Source organism: Leucobacter luti, assembly GCF_019464495.1.
In the GTDB taxonomy this organism is placed as follows: Bacteria; Actinomycetota; Actinomycetes; order Actinomycetales; family Microbacteriaceae; genus Leucobacter; species Leucobacter luti_A.
In genome coordinates this window covers 2410531-2426361 of the sequence record NZ_CP080492.1, presented here as the reverse complement: position 1 = coordinate 2426361, position 15831 = coordinate 2410531, and the positions used below count along the sequence as shown (strand labels likewise).

At 64.6% G+C, this 15831-nt stretch carries 13 protein-coding genes and 1 pseudogene; 5 read left to right on the top strand and 9 right to left on the bottom strand.

Annotation, left to right across the window (positions count from 1 at the left end; all coding sequences use genetic code 11):
• Positions 1 to 2 precede the first annotated feature (2 nt).
• The 5 genes from K1X41_RS10835 to lysA form a co-directional block, all read right to left on the bottom strand.
• Entirely contained in the window at positions 3 to 908 is a 906-nt protein-coding gene (locus K1X41_RS10835; RefSeq protein WP_133615402.1) for a branched-chain amino acid ABC transporter permease, read from the bottom strand.
• A gap of 73 nt (positions 909 to 981) precedes the next feature.
• Positions 982 to 2148 (bottom strand): ABC transporter substrate-binding protein, encoded by a 1167-nt coding sequence (locus K1X41_RS10830; RefSeq protein ID WP_220174612.1) that lies wholly within the window; start codon positions 2146 to 2148, stop codon positions 982 to 984.
• 25 nt (positions 2149 to 2173) lie between these two features.
• Positions 2174 to 2671 carry a RidA family protein gene (locus K1X41_RS10825; protein WP_207907355.1) on the bottom strand — a complete coding sequence of 166 codons (498 nt, stop codon included), beginning with the start codon at positions 2669 to 2671 and terminating at the stop codon, positions 2174 to 2176.
• Between the two features lie 883 nt (positions 2672 to 3554).
• On the bottom strand, positions 3555 to 4109 hold the full coding sequence (pyrE, locus tag K1X41_RS10820) for an orotate phosphoribosyltransferase (protein WP_133615400.1): 555 nt from the start codon (positions 4107 to 4109) through the stop codon (positions 3555 to 3557).
• A 192-nt stretch (positions 4110 to 4301) separates the two neighbouring features.
• Entirely contained in the window at positions 4302 to 5642 is a 1341-nt protein-coding gene (gene lysA / locus K1X41_RS10815) for a diaminopimelate decarboxylase (protein WP_220174611.1), read from the bottom strand.
• Positions 5643 to 5726: 84 nt separating this feature from the next.
• On the opposite strand from lysA, the gene K1X41_RS10810 reads away from it, so the two are divergent.
• Positions 5727 to 7385, top strand: a complete 1659-nt coding sequence (locus K1X41_RS10810; RefSeq protein ID WP_220174610.1) for a PucR family transcriptional regulator — start codon at positions 5727 to 5729, stop codon at positions 7383 to 7385.
• Positions 7386 to 7460: 75 nt separating this feature from the next.
• On the top strand, positions 7461 to 8273 hold the full coding sequence (locus K1X41_RS10805; RefSeq protein ID WP_220174609.1) for a Sir2 family NAD-dependent protein deacetylase: 813 nt from the start codon (positions 7461 to 7463) through the stop codon (positions 8271 to 8273).
• Between the two features lie 97 nt (positions 8274 to 8370).
• On the opposite strand, the gene K1X41_RS10800 is transcribed toward K1X41_RS10805, so the two are convergent.
• Positions 8371 to 9408 carry a YeiH family protein gene (locus K1X41_RS10800; RefSeq protein WP_220174608.1) on the bottom strand — a complete coding sequence of 346 codons (1038 nt, stop codon included), beginning with the start codon at positions 9406 to 9408 and terminating at the stop codon, positions 8371 to 8373.
• 82 nt (positions 9409 to 9490) lie between these two features.
• Between K1X41_RS10800 and K1X41_RS10795 the strand changes: the two genes are divergently transcribed.
• Together K1X41_RS10795 and K1X41_RS10790 are read left to right on the top strand one after the other, a co-directional pair.
• Positions 9491 to 9736: a LysR family transcriptional regulator gene (locus tag K1X41_RS10795; protein ID WP_220174607.1), complete on the top strand. Its 246-nt coding sequence runs from the start codon at positions 9491 to 9493 to the stop codon at positions 9734 to 9736.
• Entirely contained in the window at positions 9684 to 10421 is a 738-nt protein-coding gene (locus K1X41_RS10790; protein ID WP_220174606.1) for a LysR substrate-binding domain-containing protein, read from the top strand. The genes K1X41_RS10795 and K1X41_RS10790 overlap by 53 nt, the downstream gene beginning before the upstream one ends.
• A 299-nt stretch (positions 10422 to 10720) precedes the next feature.
• Here the strand turns inward: K1X41_RS10790 and K1X41_RS10785 are convergent, their stop codons facing one another.
• The 3 genes from K1X41_RS10785 to K1X41_RS10775 form a co-directional block, all read right to left on the bottom strand.
• Positions 10721 to 12094, bottom strand: a complete 1374-nt coding sequence (locus K1X41_RS10785) for a ferredoxin--NADP reductase domain-containing protein (RefSeq protein WP_132201338.1) — start codon at positions 12092 to 12094, stop codon at positions 10721 to 10723.
• A 122-nt stretch (positions 12095 to 12216) separates the two neighbouring features.
• Positions 12217 to 13227, bottom strand: a complete 1011-nt coding sequence (locus K1X41_RS10780) for a polyprenyl synthetase family protein (RefSeq protein WP_220175837.1) — start codon at positions 13225 to 13227, stop codon at positions 12217 to 12219.
• A gap of 41 nt (positions 13228 to 13268) precedes the next feature.
• Positions 13269 to 14381 carry a class I SAM-dependent methyltransferase gene (locus tag K1X41_RS10775; protein ID WP_258566502.1) on the bottom strand — a complete coding sequence of 371 codons (1113 nt, stop codon included), beginning with the start codon at positions 14379 to 14381 and terminating at the stop codon, positions 13269 to 13271.
• Positions 14382 to 14488: 107 nt separating this feature from the next.
• Here K1X41_RS10775 and K1X41_RS10770 point away from each other — a divergent pair.
• A pseudogene (locus K1X41_RS10770) lies at positions 14489 to 15816 on the top strand (isochorismate synthase).
• Positions 15817 to 15831 lie beyond the last annotated feature (15 nt).

Below are 15831 nucleotides of genomic sequence, written 5' to 3'. Positions count from 1 at the left end.
AATTAGACCTTCTGCACCTCTCGACGGCCGAGCAGGCCCTGCGGTCGCAGCCACAGGATGATTACGAGGATCCCAAATGCGATGACATCACGGTACGCGGAGCCCTGCGGGACATATGCAGCCGCGAATTCCTCACTGATCCCGAGAACCAGCCCGCCCACGAAGGCACCTGGGATGCTTCCGATACCGCCGAGTACTGCAGCGACCAGCGCTTTCAGACCAGGCAAGAAGCCCATCGTTGCCGCTGCGAAGCCGTACCGTTGTGAGTACAACAGACCTGCGATCGCAGCCATGGCGGAGCCGAGAATGAAGGTGGTTGAGATCACGCGGTCAACGCCGATCCCCATCAACCTGGCAGCGTCTTTGTCCTCCGCCGTCGCTCGGATCGCTCGGCCGATCGGCGTGAACCTAATCACTGCCCAGAATGCGAGCGTCACGAGCACTGCGACGGTTAGCACCACCACGTCAATGCGTTGCACTCTGGCGCCAAGGATGATGAGCGGATCACCGAGATCGGGACGTTCGACCGGCACCTGTGCGGCGCCAAACAGGAACGTTGCGACGGCCCGGAGGAGCATCGACACCGCAATAGCGGTGATGAGCATAGAAAGTATGGGAGCGTTTCTGAGTGGGCGATAAGCAATTCGCTCGATGAGCCATCCGACCACGGATCCAACGATCACGCCGATGAAGATCGCCAGCCAAGCCGGGAGCGCCGCTCCCTCAACGTTATTGCCTGCGATGACGCTGTTTGTTTGGCTGGCAACGAGGCCCCCAAACGCGCCGAACATGAAGATCTCGCCAAACGCGAAGTTGACCATGCCCAGCACGCCGTAGACGACGCTGAAAGCAACGGCGAGGAGGCCGTAGATCCCACCGACCGCAAGTCCATTAATGATTTCCTGCATCACTTGTCTCCGTAGTGAGTAGTGGGAGGGATAATTATCGGTGGGTGCCAGAGCTCGACACCCACCGAATCAACTAGTCGGTAATCACAACAAACTTGCCGTCTTCGACTCGTTGGAATGTCAGATCGCCAACGCGGTTGCCCTCGTCGTCGAAGCTGATATTCCCCGAGACACCGGCGAAGTCCTTCGTGTTTTGGATAGCCTCAGCCACGGCTGCGCGGTCGGTGCTGCCAGCAGACTCGATCGCGTCAGAAACCACATATGTGGCGTCATATGCGAGCGCCGCCCACGAGCTGGGCTCTTTGTCGTACTTCTTCGTAAACGCTTTCACGAAAGCAGACGACTCCGCACGCGGATCGCTCGCCGAGAAAGCAGCGTATACTTCAACACCTTCAGCGTTTGCGCCGGCCAGATCGAGGAACAGCGGACTTGCCGCCCCGTCCGAGGCGAAAATCGGGATATCCGACCCCGCATCTCGAATCTGATTCACGATCTTGCCTGCTTCAGTGTAAAAGCCACCGATGAAAACAGCATCAGGATCTCCCTTGAGTGCGGTGTCCACCGTGCTGCCAAAGTTGACCGTGCCGAGCTGGTACGCCTGCGAACTCGTTACTTCGCCGCCAGCTTCCTCAATCCCCGTTGAAAAGGCATCAGCGACGCCCTTGCCGTAGTCGTCCTGTTGATACAGCACTGCAACTTTCTTGACGCCTCGGTGTTCCGAGATGAAGGACGCGGCTTCTGCTCCTTGGTAGGCGTCGGTGAAGACAGTCCGGAAGAAGATATCGCTTGCTCCACTCAACTCGGGTGACGTGACTGCGGAGGCCACGATCGGGAGCCCACACTGGGTATAGATCGGGAGTCCCGATAGCGCGACGCTTGAGAAGCTAAAGCCGAGTACCGCAGGGATCTCTGCGTTGTCGCACATCTCCTGCGCGATGACCGGGCCGTTGGCAGGCTTCCCTTCGTCATCGACAACCTCAGTTGTCAGATCACGTTCCAGCACGCCACCGTCAGCGTTGATTTCCTCGATGGCGAGATCAATCCCCTCGCGCATTTCCAAACCATAACTCGCGAAATCCCCTGAGAGTGTGGCCGTATACCCGAGCGGAATTGCGCCCTCAGAAGATCCCCCGCCCTCGCCTCCGCCGCTTGCGTCGCCGGAAGAACACGCGCTCAATACGAGCAACGCTGCCCCAGCCGCCAACGCGAGGCCGACAGTTCTCTTACTTCTACTTCCCATGATCATCACGCCCTTCAGTGGACGATCAGTCGATCGTCTCGATGGTCATCCAGTTCTCGAAGCAGTGGTTCGCCGCGAGAGATGTGACGCCGATTGTGGCACGGCCACCCAGGCCAGCTTCGTCACCGAAAACGTCACGGAACAGGTCAGTAGCGCCCGATGACACGAGGTTGACATCAACGAAATCGGGCGCGGACACGACAAAGTTGAGCGAGTTGACGAGGCATTTCACATTGTCCAGTGATCCGAGCGCGAGGCGCATTGTGCCCAAACAGTTCAGCGCCGTACGGCGAGCTGCCTGGTAACCCTCCTCAATCGTCACCTCCGCTCCGAGGCGGCCGGCATGGATCGGGCTTCCGTTCTTCCCGAGCGCATCTTCAACATGGCCCGAAAGGAAGAGTAGATTGCCGGTCTTATGGAACGCTTTCATCGACCCGTAGAAGGTCCCGTGGTAACCGCCCTGGCTGTAGTCGGGGATCTCGAGACCGAGCTCAGCAACACGGGCTTCAAACGAAACAGACACCATTATCTCCTTCATATACATCTCTACATTGAGTGTTCACGTCAGCTCTGATCAGTTAGTTGGTCTGACCAAATGACCGACTGATGATGATGCTAGCAATGTGTTCGTCCGAATGGAAGAGGAGACAACATGGAAGGAATTGCCCTTCAGTTTGTTGATTCTGCACAACTCCCGGCCGATTGCTTCGATCTTCTGGGCGCTTGCACCGTAAAGACGTAGGCAAACGGGGTCACTCCGCCGTCGTTTCGCTCACATATGCGCAGCCTCTATGAGAACTGCGCACCTGTGACCCTCTGAACAGTGCTTGAGCGATCGAAGCTCAATTCGGGGCAAAGCGGCGCGACTGACCTCACGATGTTGCGCCATCCCAGGCGCTTTCTCTCCCGAGCCCGACGCCTCCCTCACCACGAGTGAGGCGAAACGGCGGCCAGTATCGCACACTTCTGAGCAGACGCTCCCACGAACCGAGTCAGCGCACATCAACAGCCAGCGCGCATCACCGAATCGCGCTCGCCACCGGACATGCACCTGCGTGCATACTCGCTCGATTTCGCAGATGCAATCGCTCAACCCCGCGTTGAGGGCTTGAACGAAGTCAGCAAATGACAACTGGGCCGCGCCCTCGCCGCCCACCTGGCACTCAAGCCACTCACTGGAGTCGTACGGGAAACTCAGCAGGAGTAGTGCTTCACTAGCCCATTCGTCCTGCGCCTAGTCCGGGGGCCAGATCTCCCTGGATCGGGCATGCTGACTCTGGGTCGAGACATCCCGGTCACCAAGGCCCAGCACCCCGGTGCCTGGCGGCGGGCATCTCAGCCCAGAGTTCTTCACGCCAGGTATTTGAGGCAGGGGTGGGGCCTTGCCTCGTGCGCCCCTGCAGACCCTACTGTGGCAGCAGGCCGAGGTCTTCGAGGCCGATCGCGAAGCGGTACTCGTAGCCAGCCTCTTCAATGCGAGCCTTTGCCGGCGCCTGCCGGTCGACGACTACCGCGACACCAGCGATGATTGCGCCGACCTTCTCGAGCGCTTCGATGGCCTGCAGCGGTGATCCGCCTGTCGTGGACGTGTCTTCAACCACGATGACACGCTTCCCCTCAAGGTCGGGGCCCTCGACCTGGCGGCCACGGCCATGGTCCTTCGGCGCCTTGCGCACCACGAAAGAGTCGTAAATCTGCCCTCGGGCAACGCCCTGGTGCATGATCGCTGAGGCAATCGGGTCGGCACCCATCGTGAGGCCCCCCACGGCAACTACGCCGTCGACATCGGCAATCAAGTCGAGCATGACCTGGCCGATGAGCGGGGCAGCGCGGTGATCCAGGCTGAGCTTGCGCAGGTCGATGTAGTACGTTGCCTTTTTCCCGCTCGTGAGCGTGAAATCGCCGTGGAACACGGCCTCGGTCTTGATGAGGTCGATGAGTTGTTCGCGCGCGGTGGTCATAGGAGCGATTCTACCTGCAGCGGGGCACCACCTGGCGCGACTCGGGCGCATTCCCGGCCGCACCGCAAGCCCCGGGGGCCCTCACCTTCCCCAGATGTCCGCCCCACCTTGTTCATGGGTCGATTTTCGGGGCTTCAGAGCCCTGAAGGCCCGAAAATCGACCCATGAATGCCGTTTAGGCCGCCGATGGGGCTACGCCCGAGCGTCCGCCGCGGCGGCTGCCTCGATCGCTGGTGCATGGAGCCGCAGGAGGTCCTCATAGGTCTCGCGGCGCGCGACCAGCCTGGACTCGCCCTCTCCGACGAACACGATTGCCGGGCGCAGCGCCCCGTTGTAGTTGTTCGCGAGTGTGTAGGAGTACGCGCCGGTGGTCGCGAGCACGACGAGGTCACCGGTTCGCGCGGCAGGGAGCTCGGCACCGTCGACGAGCAGGTCCCCTGACTCGCACTGGCGGCCGACGAGCTGCACCGACTCGGTCCACGGCTCCGTAACGCGGTTCGCGAGCACGGCCTCGAAGCGCTGATCGGTCAGGGCGACGTCGAGCATGTCGGCCATTCCGCCGTTCACCGCGACGAACGTGTTCCCGGTGCGCTTCACCGAGAGCACGTCGTAGAGCGTGACACCCGCGCGGGCGACGATCGAGCGGCCTGGCTCGATCATGATCCGCGCCCCTTCGGGCAGGTGTTCGCGCGCCGCGGCGACGATCTCGTCCAGGTACGCGTCGACGGTCGGCGCCTCGTCAGCATAGGTGTACTTCACGCCCAACCCGCCGCCGACGTCATATGTGGCGAAGGTGCCCGCCGTGGAGATTTTCTCCACCGCTTCGGCGAACTGGCGCGTGTTCAAGATCTGCGAGCCGATGTGCAGGTGCACACCCTCAAACTCCATGAGCGGGTGCGCGTTCATACGCTCGATCGCGCGCAGCGCCTGATCCATGGGGAGGCCAAATTTCGACTTCGCCCCGCCCGTTGCTTGGGACGCGTGGGTTTCGGCTTCTACTCCGGGGATTACGCGCAGCAGGAGTGCCTGTGGCTTGGTCAGGAGGCGCTCGAGCCGGTCGAGTTCGTCCTCGTTGTCGACGATGATTGCGCCAATGCCGACACTGAGCGCCATCTCCAACTCGGCGTCGGACTTCGCGTTCCCGTGGAAGTGCAGCTTCGCGGGATCGACACCGGCCGCGAGGGCGAGCTGCAGTTCGCCGCCGCCTGCGATATCTACTGAGAGGCCTTCTTCTTTGGCGACGCGGTACATGCCAACGACCGGCAACGACTTCGAGGCAAACAGCACCTCGGAGTTCGGCCAGCGCTCGGCAAGTCCGTCAACAAAACGGCGGATCTGGCGCCGCAGTCCGACCTCGTCGAAGATATGGAGCGGCGTGCCGTACTGCGCGGCGAGTTCAGTCACGGGGATCCCACCGATCGTGAGGACACCATTCGCGTCCACACCGGATTCCTCGGGGAGCACGTCCCACAACTCCCCCAGTCGAGTGCCCTCCGGGGCGGGACGCAGGGTGGTGGCGGTGTGCTGAACCATGGTGTGCTCCTATCAATTCCAGACTCCACCACACTATGGGAGCGTGCGTGCTCGAGCATTGTCGATTTCGGATAGATTGGAGGCATGGAGCCAAAGAATTCTCCAATAGAGGCACACGAGCGCGCCGGAGCCCTCAAGTCGGCGCTGGACGCAGCGCCCGCCTCCGCACTCGATTTCCGCACAACCTTTGCCGATCTTGTCGACGGCCTCGGCAGCGACGCGGTCACCGTGCTGGGCCCCAGCGATCCGGCACGCGCCATCGCAGGGGCCGAATTCTACGATGCGCTCGAGGGATTTCCGCCTGAGGCAGACCTGATCCTCCTCGCCCCATCTGCCGGGGGCGCCCCGGCAGCAGAGCTCACGGCGCTCCTGCAGGAAGCGGCCCTGCACCGTGTCGCCGCATTCGCCGTCAAGTTTCGCGACGCTGACGCACCGGCATTCGCGGCGGTCGCGGATGCCTCCGGGATCCCAATCCTCCGTGTGGCCGAGCGCGTCAGTTGGCGACTCTTCGACGCGGTCCTTTCACGATTGCTCGGAGAATTGCCCCATCGCGAGGATGCCCAGCGCGATCGTGGATCAGAACCACTCTTCGCTCTCGCCAACGAACTCGCCGGCTACTTTGGTGGCTCCGTCGCCATCGAAGATCTGGAGCGCAGGATCGTCGCCTACTCCTCGGTACCGGGCCAGGTGATCGACGGGGTGCGCACGCAGGGAATCCTCACGAGGCGTGTCCCGGATTCACCGCTCAACGATGATCAGTACCGCACCGTGCTGCGCTCGGATCACCCCGTCATCTACCCGCGACAAGAAAACGAAGAGCCACGGGTCGCAATCGGCGTGCTGGCAGGCACCTTGCCGCTCGGCACGATCTGGATCATCACGGCACAGCCGAACCCGGAGCTGACACCCGAACAAGAGGTCCGCGTGCGGGCTGCCGCTGCAGTTGCCGCCGGGCACATGCTGGATGATGTGCGCGCGCGAAAGGCCCGGCAGTTACCCCGCGAGGATCGACTCCGTACCCTATTGGAGGGCACCAGCATAACCGGATCGGAGCTTGCCGAGCTCGGTCTTTCTGAGGAGCGCGGAGCGACGATCATGGCGTTCGAGCCGTTCAGCGATCCCGGTCCCCTTCCGCTCGCCCAGCTCCGCTCGACCGCCCACCGGCATCTCGCGCTGCACCGTCCAGAGGCTGTGACCGTGATCCGGGATCGTCGCGTGTTCGCGCTCATTGCTTCGGACGCGACGCGCGATCCGACAGAGCTCCTCCTGCCGTTGCTCCCGCTCCTCGATCGACTCATCGGCCCAGGGACCCGAGCCGCGATCCCAGGGACTGCCCACCGCTCCGGCGACGTCGCCGAACTGCGGCAGCTTGCTGAGCGCCTTCTTGACGCCGCAGCCCGCGCGGGAAGCGAGATCTCCGAGCGCATCCTGACAATCCCGGCACTGCGTCCACGACTTGCGCTTGAACGCTTCGCCGCGGTGCTCAACGCGGAGCCCGAGCTGCGAGCGCCCGAAGTGGATCGACTCTGGGAAGACGAGCCGAGCTATGCCGCAACACTGGTGAGCTGGTGCGGGCACTTCGGCAACGTCGCGCGCACGGCCAGGGACCTCGGCGTGCACGAAAACACCGTACGGCACCGGATACGGCAGGCCGAAGAACGGTTCGGAGTGCGAATTGACACGGCAGACGAGCGGCTGAGCGCCTGGGTGCAGCTGCGCACACGGTTCGCTCAGGGCACGTAGCCGCCGAGGAATACCGCACACGACGGCGCGTTGATTCCAATGGTGCACAGAGACTGCACCCCAGAGGGAGGGCACATGAAGCAGGTGGGAGATCTCGCCGCGCTGTTCGCGCACGGACCCGTCGCCGTACTCACGGGAGCCGGCGTGAGCACGGACTCTGGCATCCCGGACTATCGGGGAGCTGGAACGCCGCCGCGCACCCCCATGAGTATTGCCCAGTTCACCGACGACCCGGCGTACCGGCGCAGATTTTGGGCGGGTGCCAGAGTGGGAGCCGAGCCGTTGAGCGCGATCGATCCGAACCCCGGCCACTTCGCCCTCGCACAGCTCGAAGCTGCTGGCCGCGTTGACGGGGTCATCACACAGAATGTCGACGGACTACACCGCCGTGCCGGTTCCAAAACTGTCGTGGAGCTTCACGGCAGCGGCTCCGCCATCCGCTGTGTCGAGTGTCACTCCCGCTGGACGCGCGTCGAAGTGCTGCACTGGTTCGACGTCGGCAACCCCGGCTATGCGGAGGAACACGCGGGTGCGCGGATCAACCCCGATGGAGACGCGGAGGTGGGTGATCTTGACGGAGTGCGAGTGCCGCAGTGCCCCGTGTGCGGTGGCATGCTGCGACCGGACGTCGTGTACTTCGGCGAGGTTGTGCCGACACACGTATTCGCCGCAGCCGAGCAGCTCGTGTCCGAGGCAGGCGCACTGCTGCTCGCGGGCACCTCGCTCGCGGTCAACACCGGGGTGCGTCTCTTGCATCGCGCCGAGCGGCGTGGGATCCCGGTCGCTGTGATCAACCGCGGGCCTACTGCCGCCGACAGTCGCGCCGCAGTGCGCATCGAGGGCGGTACGACCGAGACGCTCACCGCGCTGGCCCGGCTACTGCTCTAGCCGGAGTACCCGGATCTGGAGTGCGGCTCCGCTGTCGGCACCGTGGTTCAGCGTCAGTTGCGTTCCGGATCAGGGCTGGGTGCTCGCGTCGCTGCGCCTAGAGTGCGCCCGTCGCCGCCATGACACTGAGCGTGGTCACCGCAACGAGCAGCGAGAGGATCCCTCCCAGCAGCAGCGGTTTGAGGCCGGCAGTACGGATCGCGCCCAGGTCTGTCGAGAGCCCGATTCCAGCGAGGGCGGTAGCCACAAGAAACACGCTCACAGTGGTGAGTATCCCCGATGCGGTCTCGGTGATTGCGCCAAACGATGTGAGCGTGGCGACGACCAGGAACCCGATGAGGAACCAGGGCACGAGCTTCAGGATCCGAGCGGGGGTGAGCCGCTCCGAGCTGCCAGTGCGGCGGCCCTCGAGCACTGCGAGGCCGACGCTGATCGGGATGATCATGAGCGTGCGTACGAGTTTCACGACCACGGCGAACCCGAGCGCTGAAGCGCTAAATACGCTCGCGGCGGCGACCACCGAGCTCGTGTCATTCACTGCGGTCCCGGCAAACAGGCCAAAGGCGTGCGGACTCATGCCGAGCGCATGCCCGATCACGGGGAAAATCAGCACCGCGAGAATGTTGAACAGGAAGACTGTGGAGATCGCATAGGCAATGTCGGCACTCTTCGCGCGGATCACCGGCGAAATCGCAGCGATTGCTGAAGCGCCGCAGATCCCGGTGCCGACGCCGAGCAGCACGCGCAGATCTCGATCCACTCCGAGGACGCGCCCGATCACCCAGGCCCCGAGCAGGCACACCGCCAACGAGCTGAGCATCACCGGCAGCGACTCAGCGCCCACACGAATAATGCTCGCGAGTGAAAGCTGCGCGCCCAGGAGAACGACGGCGCACTGCAGCACAAACTTCCCCGCATAGCCGATCCCTGGCGCGAGCCGCGCGGCTGGCTTCCGGATCATGGCAACCAGGACACCGATCACGACAGCGGGAATCGCCGAGCCGACGAGTGGCACCCACGCCCCGATTACGGTGGCGATGGCGGCGATGAGCGCGCACAGCAACACCCCTGGAAGCACGTCGATGCCACGGCCGGCGAGTCTGCTGGGCAGTGTGGGAATTGGGGCGAGCTGCATGGCTCCAGTCTCTCGGACTGCCAAGCTGCCCGGTACCGGGCAACTCATTGGGGGATCCAAGCAGAGCTTGTATCCTGAGGGGGTGTCCTCACCCGATCTGATCGACCTACGCTGTTTCGAAGCAGCCATTCGCACGGGCAGCATCTCCGCTGCTGCCCGCGAACTCGGGGTATCGCAGCAGGCCGTCTCGGCGCGGCTGCGAAGTCTTGAACGGCTTGTTGGCATCACACTCATCCAGCGCTCCCCCTCCGGAGTGGCGCCGACGCCCGCTGGCGATGCTCTGCTCGCCTGGGCAGCGCGAGGTACTCGCCGCGGCCGCCAAACTTGACGAGGGCATCGCGAGCCTCGCGGGCCACGCCGGGCGCTCCGTTGCCATCGGCGCCAGCCAGACTGTTGCTGCGCACCTACTCCCCGGCTGGCTACTCGAATTGCGCCGTGCACAGCTCGCCGCGGGCCGCTCACCGAGCGAAACCGCACTGCGGACCGCGAACAGCACCGAGATCGTCGCCGCGGTGCGGGCGGGAGAGCTCGACCTCGGGTTCATCGAGTCGCCCGATGTGCCTGCCGGGCTGGGGTGTGCTGTGGTGGGCCGGGACCGAATGGTGTGCGCGGTGGCGCCGGATCACGCCTGGGCCGAGCGCGACAGTGTGTCCCTGGGCGAGGTCGCAGCCGTGCCGCTCGTGACCCGCGAGGTTGGCAGCGGCACGCGCGCCGCGTTCGAAACCGCGGTGCGCCAGCTGGAATCCGGATCTGCGTCGCCCGCACACGCTCTCACTCCTGCGCTCGTGCTGGCCACGGAGGCCGCCGTGCGCTCCGCCGTAGCTGAGGGAGTCGCCCCGGCGGTGCTGAGCGAGCTGACCGTGCGCGACGATGTGCGGCTCGGCAGGATCGTCGCGCTCCCGTTCGCCCCGGATCCGCTCGAACGCCCGTTCACGGCGGTGTGGCGCGGCTCGGCGCGCGACCTCGCCGGGCCTCGGCGCGAGCTCGTGGCCCTCGCCAGTCACAGGCGCTGAGTCCGGCACCTCCTGCTGAACGAACTCCGCCCACCTCGCGTGCCGCACCCGCCTCGCGTGCCGCACCCACCTCGAGTGCCGCACCCGCACGTGCTCACGCAGGAAATCCGAGCTCACGCAGGATGGATTCGGGGAATCGTTTCTGCGCGAGCTCGGATTTCCTGCGTGAGCTCAACAGCGGGCGGCCTGAGCTCAACAGCGGCTACTCAGCGAGGCTGAGCTCAACGGCGGGCGGCTTGAGCCCAACAGCGGGCGAGCGGTGCCCGGCGCTACGCGCCGCCACTCGCCATCACTCGGTGTTACTCGCCGCGGGAGACGCGGGTCATCTCATCGCGCGGGACCACCTTGATGCGTGTGCGGCCAGCTTCCTCGCCCAGCGCGAGCTCGTGCTCGTCCAGCCGACGCCAGCCCTCGATCGTCGTGTACGGCACCTGACGCTCGTGCAGCAGCGCCGGGATCGCGTCGGTCTCAGCAGTCTCCGGCGTCCACCACGTCGCTCGATCCTCGATCAGGCACTCAAGGGTCTCCATCGCATCGGACTTTGTGTGCCCGATCAGGCCGATCGGTCCACGCTTGATCCAGCCCGTCGCGTACACGCCCGGGATCTGGTGTCCCGCAAGATCCTGGACGCGGCCCTGCGTATTCGGGATCACGCCCTTCGCATCATCAAACGGGATCTCATCAACCGGGGACCCGAAATAGCCGACCGCGCGGTACAGCGCCTGCATCGGAATGATCTCGAACTCTCCGGTGTCGATCACGCCACCCTGGCCGTCGGGAGCCGTGCGTTCGATCTTGAGTCCAGCAACGCGGCCATCCTCAACAACGACCTCGACCGGCTTCGACCAGAAGTGCATATGGAGCCGCCGCGAAGCGTGCTCGCCCGATGCTTCACGCTCGCGCTGCTCATCGCGCCACTTGTTCATAATGCGCGTGATCACCGTGATCTGCTTATTCTTACCGAGCACCTCGTCGGCGTACGCATCGTCCTGATCAAAGTCCCGCTCGTCGACGATCATGTCCACGTCGCGTACCTCACCGAGTTCACGCAGTTCGAGCGGCGTGAACTTCACGTACTTCGGGCCGCGGCGTCCGAAGAGGTGAAGATCCTGGATCGGGTTCTCCTTGAGTCCCGCATATACGTTGTCGGGAATCTCAGTGGGGAGCAGATCATCAGCGTGCTTGATCAGCATGCGCGAGATATCGAGAGCGACGTTGCCGTTGCCGATCACGCCGACCTCTGCCGCCTCAAGCGGCCAGGTGCGAGGCACATCGGGATGACCGTCGAACCAGCTCACGAAATCGGCTGCACCGTACGACGACGCAGCATCGATGCCGGGGATGTCCAGACCGGCATCCCGGATCGCGCCTGTCGAGAAGATCACCGCGTTGTAGTGACGCTTCAGATCCTCAAGTGTGATGTCGCGGCCATAGCGCACGTTGCCAAAGAACCGGATCTGCCCGCTGTCGAGCACGTCACGGAGCGCCGTGATGATCCCCTTGATACGGGGGTGATCCGGTGAGACACCATAGCGGACGAGCCCGTACGGCGCCGGGAGTTGCTCAAACAGATCGATTTCGACTTCGAAGTCACGCTCGGCCTTCAACAGCAGGTCCGCAGCGTAGATCCCCGCGGGACCTGCCCCGACAATCGCCAATCGCATCTTGCTCATCGCACTCCTACTTCCAGTTTGTGCCGTCAACGGTATTCTCCGCACGGCTCGGTACGTCCTGCCGCCCGCACACTCTCGTGCGGATCAGTATTGCTCTGCGCGCTCAGACCGAACGCGCGTGGTCATCCCTCGCGGGACACGATCGAATCAGCCATGCGCTCAAGTGCGCGCTTCACGGGTGACTTCGGCAGCACATCGAGTGCAGCAACAGCCTCGGCTGCCCAACGCCGCGCCGTCTCCTCAGTTTCGCGCGTCACTTCGTGCGCGCGCAGCGCCTCAACCGCAGCGTCGAGCACCCCGGCGTCAGCGCCGCCCTCGATCGCGGCAACACCTGTTTCAATCTGCTCGAGGAGCTCAGCATCAGCGCCGCCGGCCTCGGCGCGCTGCTGCAGGAGCAGCAGCGGCAACGTGGCGACGCCGGCGCGCAGATCAGTGCCAGCGCGCTTGCCAGTCTGTTCTTTCTGCGGCGAGAGATCAATCACGTCGTCAATGAGCTGGAAGGCGACGCCGATCCGCTCGCCGTACTCCATCACCGGATCGGCGAATTCGGCGGGACCGTTGCCGAACATGACCCCCATGCGCGCAGCGGTCGCGATCAGCGCGCCCGTCTTATCTGCGAGCACCTGGATGTAGTGCGCGATTGGTTCATCTTCTGGCTGCGGCCCCACGGTTTCGTGGAGCTGGCCTAGGCAGAGGCGTTCAAACGTCTGTGCCTGGAGGAGGATCGCTTCTTCACCCATCCCAGACACAAGTGAGGACGCACGAGCAAACAGCAGGTCACCTGCGAGGATCGCGACCGAGTTCGACCACACGGTCTGCGCGGCGGGCACCCCGCGGCGCAGCTTCGCATCGTCCATCACGTCGTCGTGGTACAGCGAAGCAAGGTGGGTCATCTCGACGGCCTGCGCAGCGCGGCGCACGAGCTCGTTGGGCCCCTCGCCGAGCTCACTGGTGAGCAGCGTCAGCATCGGCCGAATCCGCTTTCCGCCTGCCCGCATCAGGTAGCGGGCGGGCGCGTCAGCCACGGGGGACGCGAAGCGCAAGTGCTCCATGAGTCCAGACTCGATCAGCTCAAGCTGTTCCTGCAGCACTTTGGCGTGACGCCGATCCTGCGCACCGCGGAACAACCGCATCGGCAGCGCCTGCGTGGCAGTGTCTTCCGCGATGGGGCGGCTCACTCGGTACCTCCGGTGTCATCGGACGTGCCGGTTGCGGCCGTCTGGGGTTTGGCTGACGCGGGCTTCTTCGCGGCAGGCTTCTTCGCAGCCGGCTTCGCAGATGTGCCCCGGGCCGCGGCAGACTTCGCAGCCGTGGATTTCTGTGCGGCAGCAGGCTTCTTCGCGGGGGCCGCAGGCTTCTTCGCGGAGGCCGCAGGCTTCTTCTCGGCGGCAGCGGGCTTCTTCTCGGCGGCAGCAGGCTTCTTCGCCGGAGTAGCAGCGGGTTTGGCTGTCACGGATTCGTCTGCGGGGGCGGACTCTGCTGCAGCAGATTGTGCAGCCGCAGGCTTCTTCGCGGCTGCCTTCTTCGCAGCCGGCATCTTGGTGGCGGGCTGCTCCACCGCGGCGGCTGGGCGCGCCTCTCGTGGCACGAAGCCACGGTGCAGCGCCACAATCCCCAGCGTCAAGTTGCGGTAGGCAACCCGTTCAAAGCCGGCATCGCGCAACCAGCCAGCCAGCGCATCCTGGTTTGGCCATGCCTCGATCGAGTCGTTGAGGTAGCGGTATGCGTCGGCTGCGTCGCGGTTCAGCGCGGCAGCCACGCGAGGCAGGACGTGCCGCCCATAGAACGCGTAGGGCCCGCGTACGACGGCCGACGGGGGTGTCGAGAACTCAGCGATCACGATCCGGCCACCCGGTTTCACTACACGGAACATTTCCACGAGCGCCGCGCGCGGATCGCTCACATTGCGCAATCCGTAGGAGATTGTTGCAGCGTCAAAGCTGTTGTCCTCGAAGGGAAGCGCGGTCGCATCGGCGTGTACGAACTCGATCAGCTCGTTGTCGGCGTGCCGTTTCCGCCCCTCTGCGAGCATGCCCTCCGAGAAGTCTGCGGCCACCACGTTCGCCCCGTGTGCGGCGAGCGCAGCGGACGAGGTGCCCGTACCTGCCGCGAGATCGAGGATCCGCATGCCCTTCCGCGGCGCAACGGCCTTCGTCGTGGCGATACGCCAGAGGCGGTCGTTGCCAACGGTGAGCACATCGTTGATGAGGTCGTAGCGGGGCGAAACCTCATCGAACATGCTGGAAACGTCTGCGGCGTGCTTGGTCGCGGTGTCGGGTCGGATCACCCCCCTATGGTAGCCCGTCTCCCCTGTGCGCACAGCGGGGAGTCTTCTCGGCGCGGCCAGGATCGGGGTGAGAGGTCCTGCTCAGCCCGGAGGAGTACATTGGTCGGGTGACGAGTGAAACCGCCGTACCCCGCTTGCGCGCGGTCACCCGACCCCTCGATCGAGCGCCGGATCTGCTGGCGCTCGCCGATCCGTCCGATCCACTCCTGTGGCACCGTGGAGATCGCGGCTGCGTGGGGATCGGCGAGACCCTGCGCCTGCACTTTCGTGGCGCAGAGCGGTTCCGCGACGCCGCGACTGCCTGGCGAAAGATCGCCACAGCCGCCAGTGTCGACGACCCGGTCTCGCTCCCTGGCTCAGGCCTCGTCGCCCTCGGAACCTTCGCATTCGCAGATTCGAGTGCCGCCGAGAGTGTGCTGATTGTGCCGCGGATCCTCGTGGCACGCCATCGCAACCGGTGGTGGATCACGGAAACGACTGCTGCACCAGATCGTGCCGGCGACCACGCCGATCCTGAACTCGCAACCGAAGGGTTGGCCTCCGTTCCCGCTCCCCAGGCGGCTGGTTCGTGGCCGGGTGTCGAGTTTGTTCCACGGCAGCTCCCTGGCGACCCCGAGACGGCAGGCTCAGTTGACTCCTATCTCGATGGGGTGCGAGAGTCCGTGCAGCGAATTGAGCGTGGCGCAGCCGAGAAGATCGTGCTCGCACGGCAAATCGAGGGCCAAGTTGCCGCAGGATCCGATCTGCGTGTGCCGCTCACACGACTCGCGGAGCGTTACCTCGACTGCTGGACCTTCGCAGTAGACGGCATGATCGGGGCGAGCCCGGAAACACTCATCCGCTCAACCAACGGCGCCGTCTCAGCACGTGTCCTCGCGGGTACCCGTGCGCGCCACGCAGACGCGCCCCAGCGCGATGCGCAAGCGCGCGACGAGTTGCTGACCAGCAGCAAAGAACAGCACGAGCACGCATTTGCCGTGCAGAGCGCGTAACCGCGCTGTCGCCTCATGTGCGCGAGCTGCGGACGAGCGAGGAGCCGTTTCCGCTCCAGCTGCCAAACGTATGGCATCTCGCGACTGACCTCGGCGCGAGCCTGGACGAGCACAGCTCCGCGATCGAGCTCGTCGGTGCGCTGCACCCCACCGCAGCAGTCGCGGGCACGCCGACCGCCGCTGCGGTCGCCGCAATTGCCGAACTCGAGCCGTTCGATCGTGGTCGCTACTCCGGAGCCGTCGGCTGGATCGACGCAGCCGGCGACGGCGAGTGGGTGATCGCGCTGCGCTGTGCCCAGCTCGGCGCCACTGACCCGACCACCGGCGTGCGCTCTGTCACCGCGAGTGCAGGCGGAGGGATCGTGGTGGGATCAGATCCGGAGCATGAGTTCGGCGAGACCGTCTCAAAATTCCGTCCGGTCACTGAGGCGTTTGCGGCGTAGCGTGCTGCGGGGCAA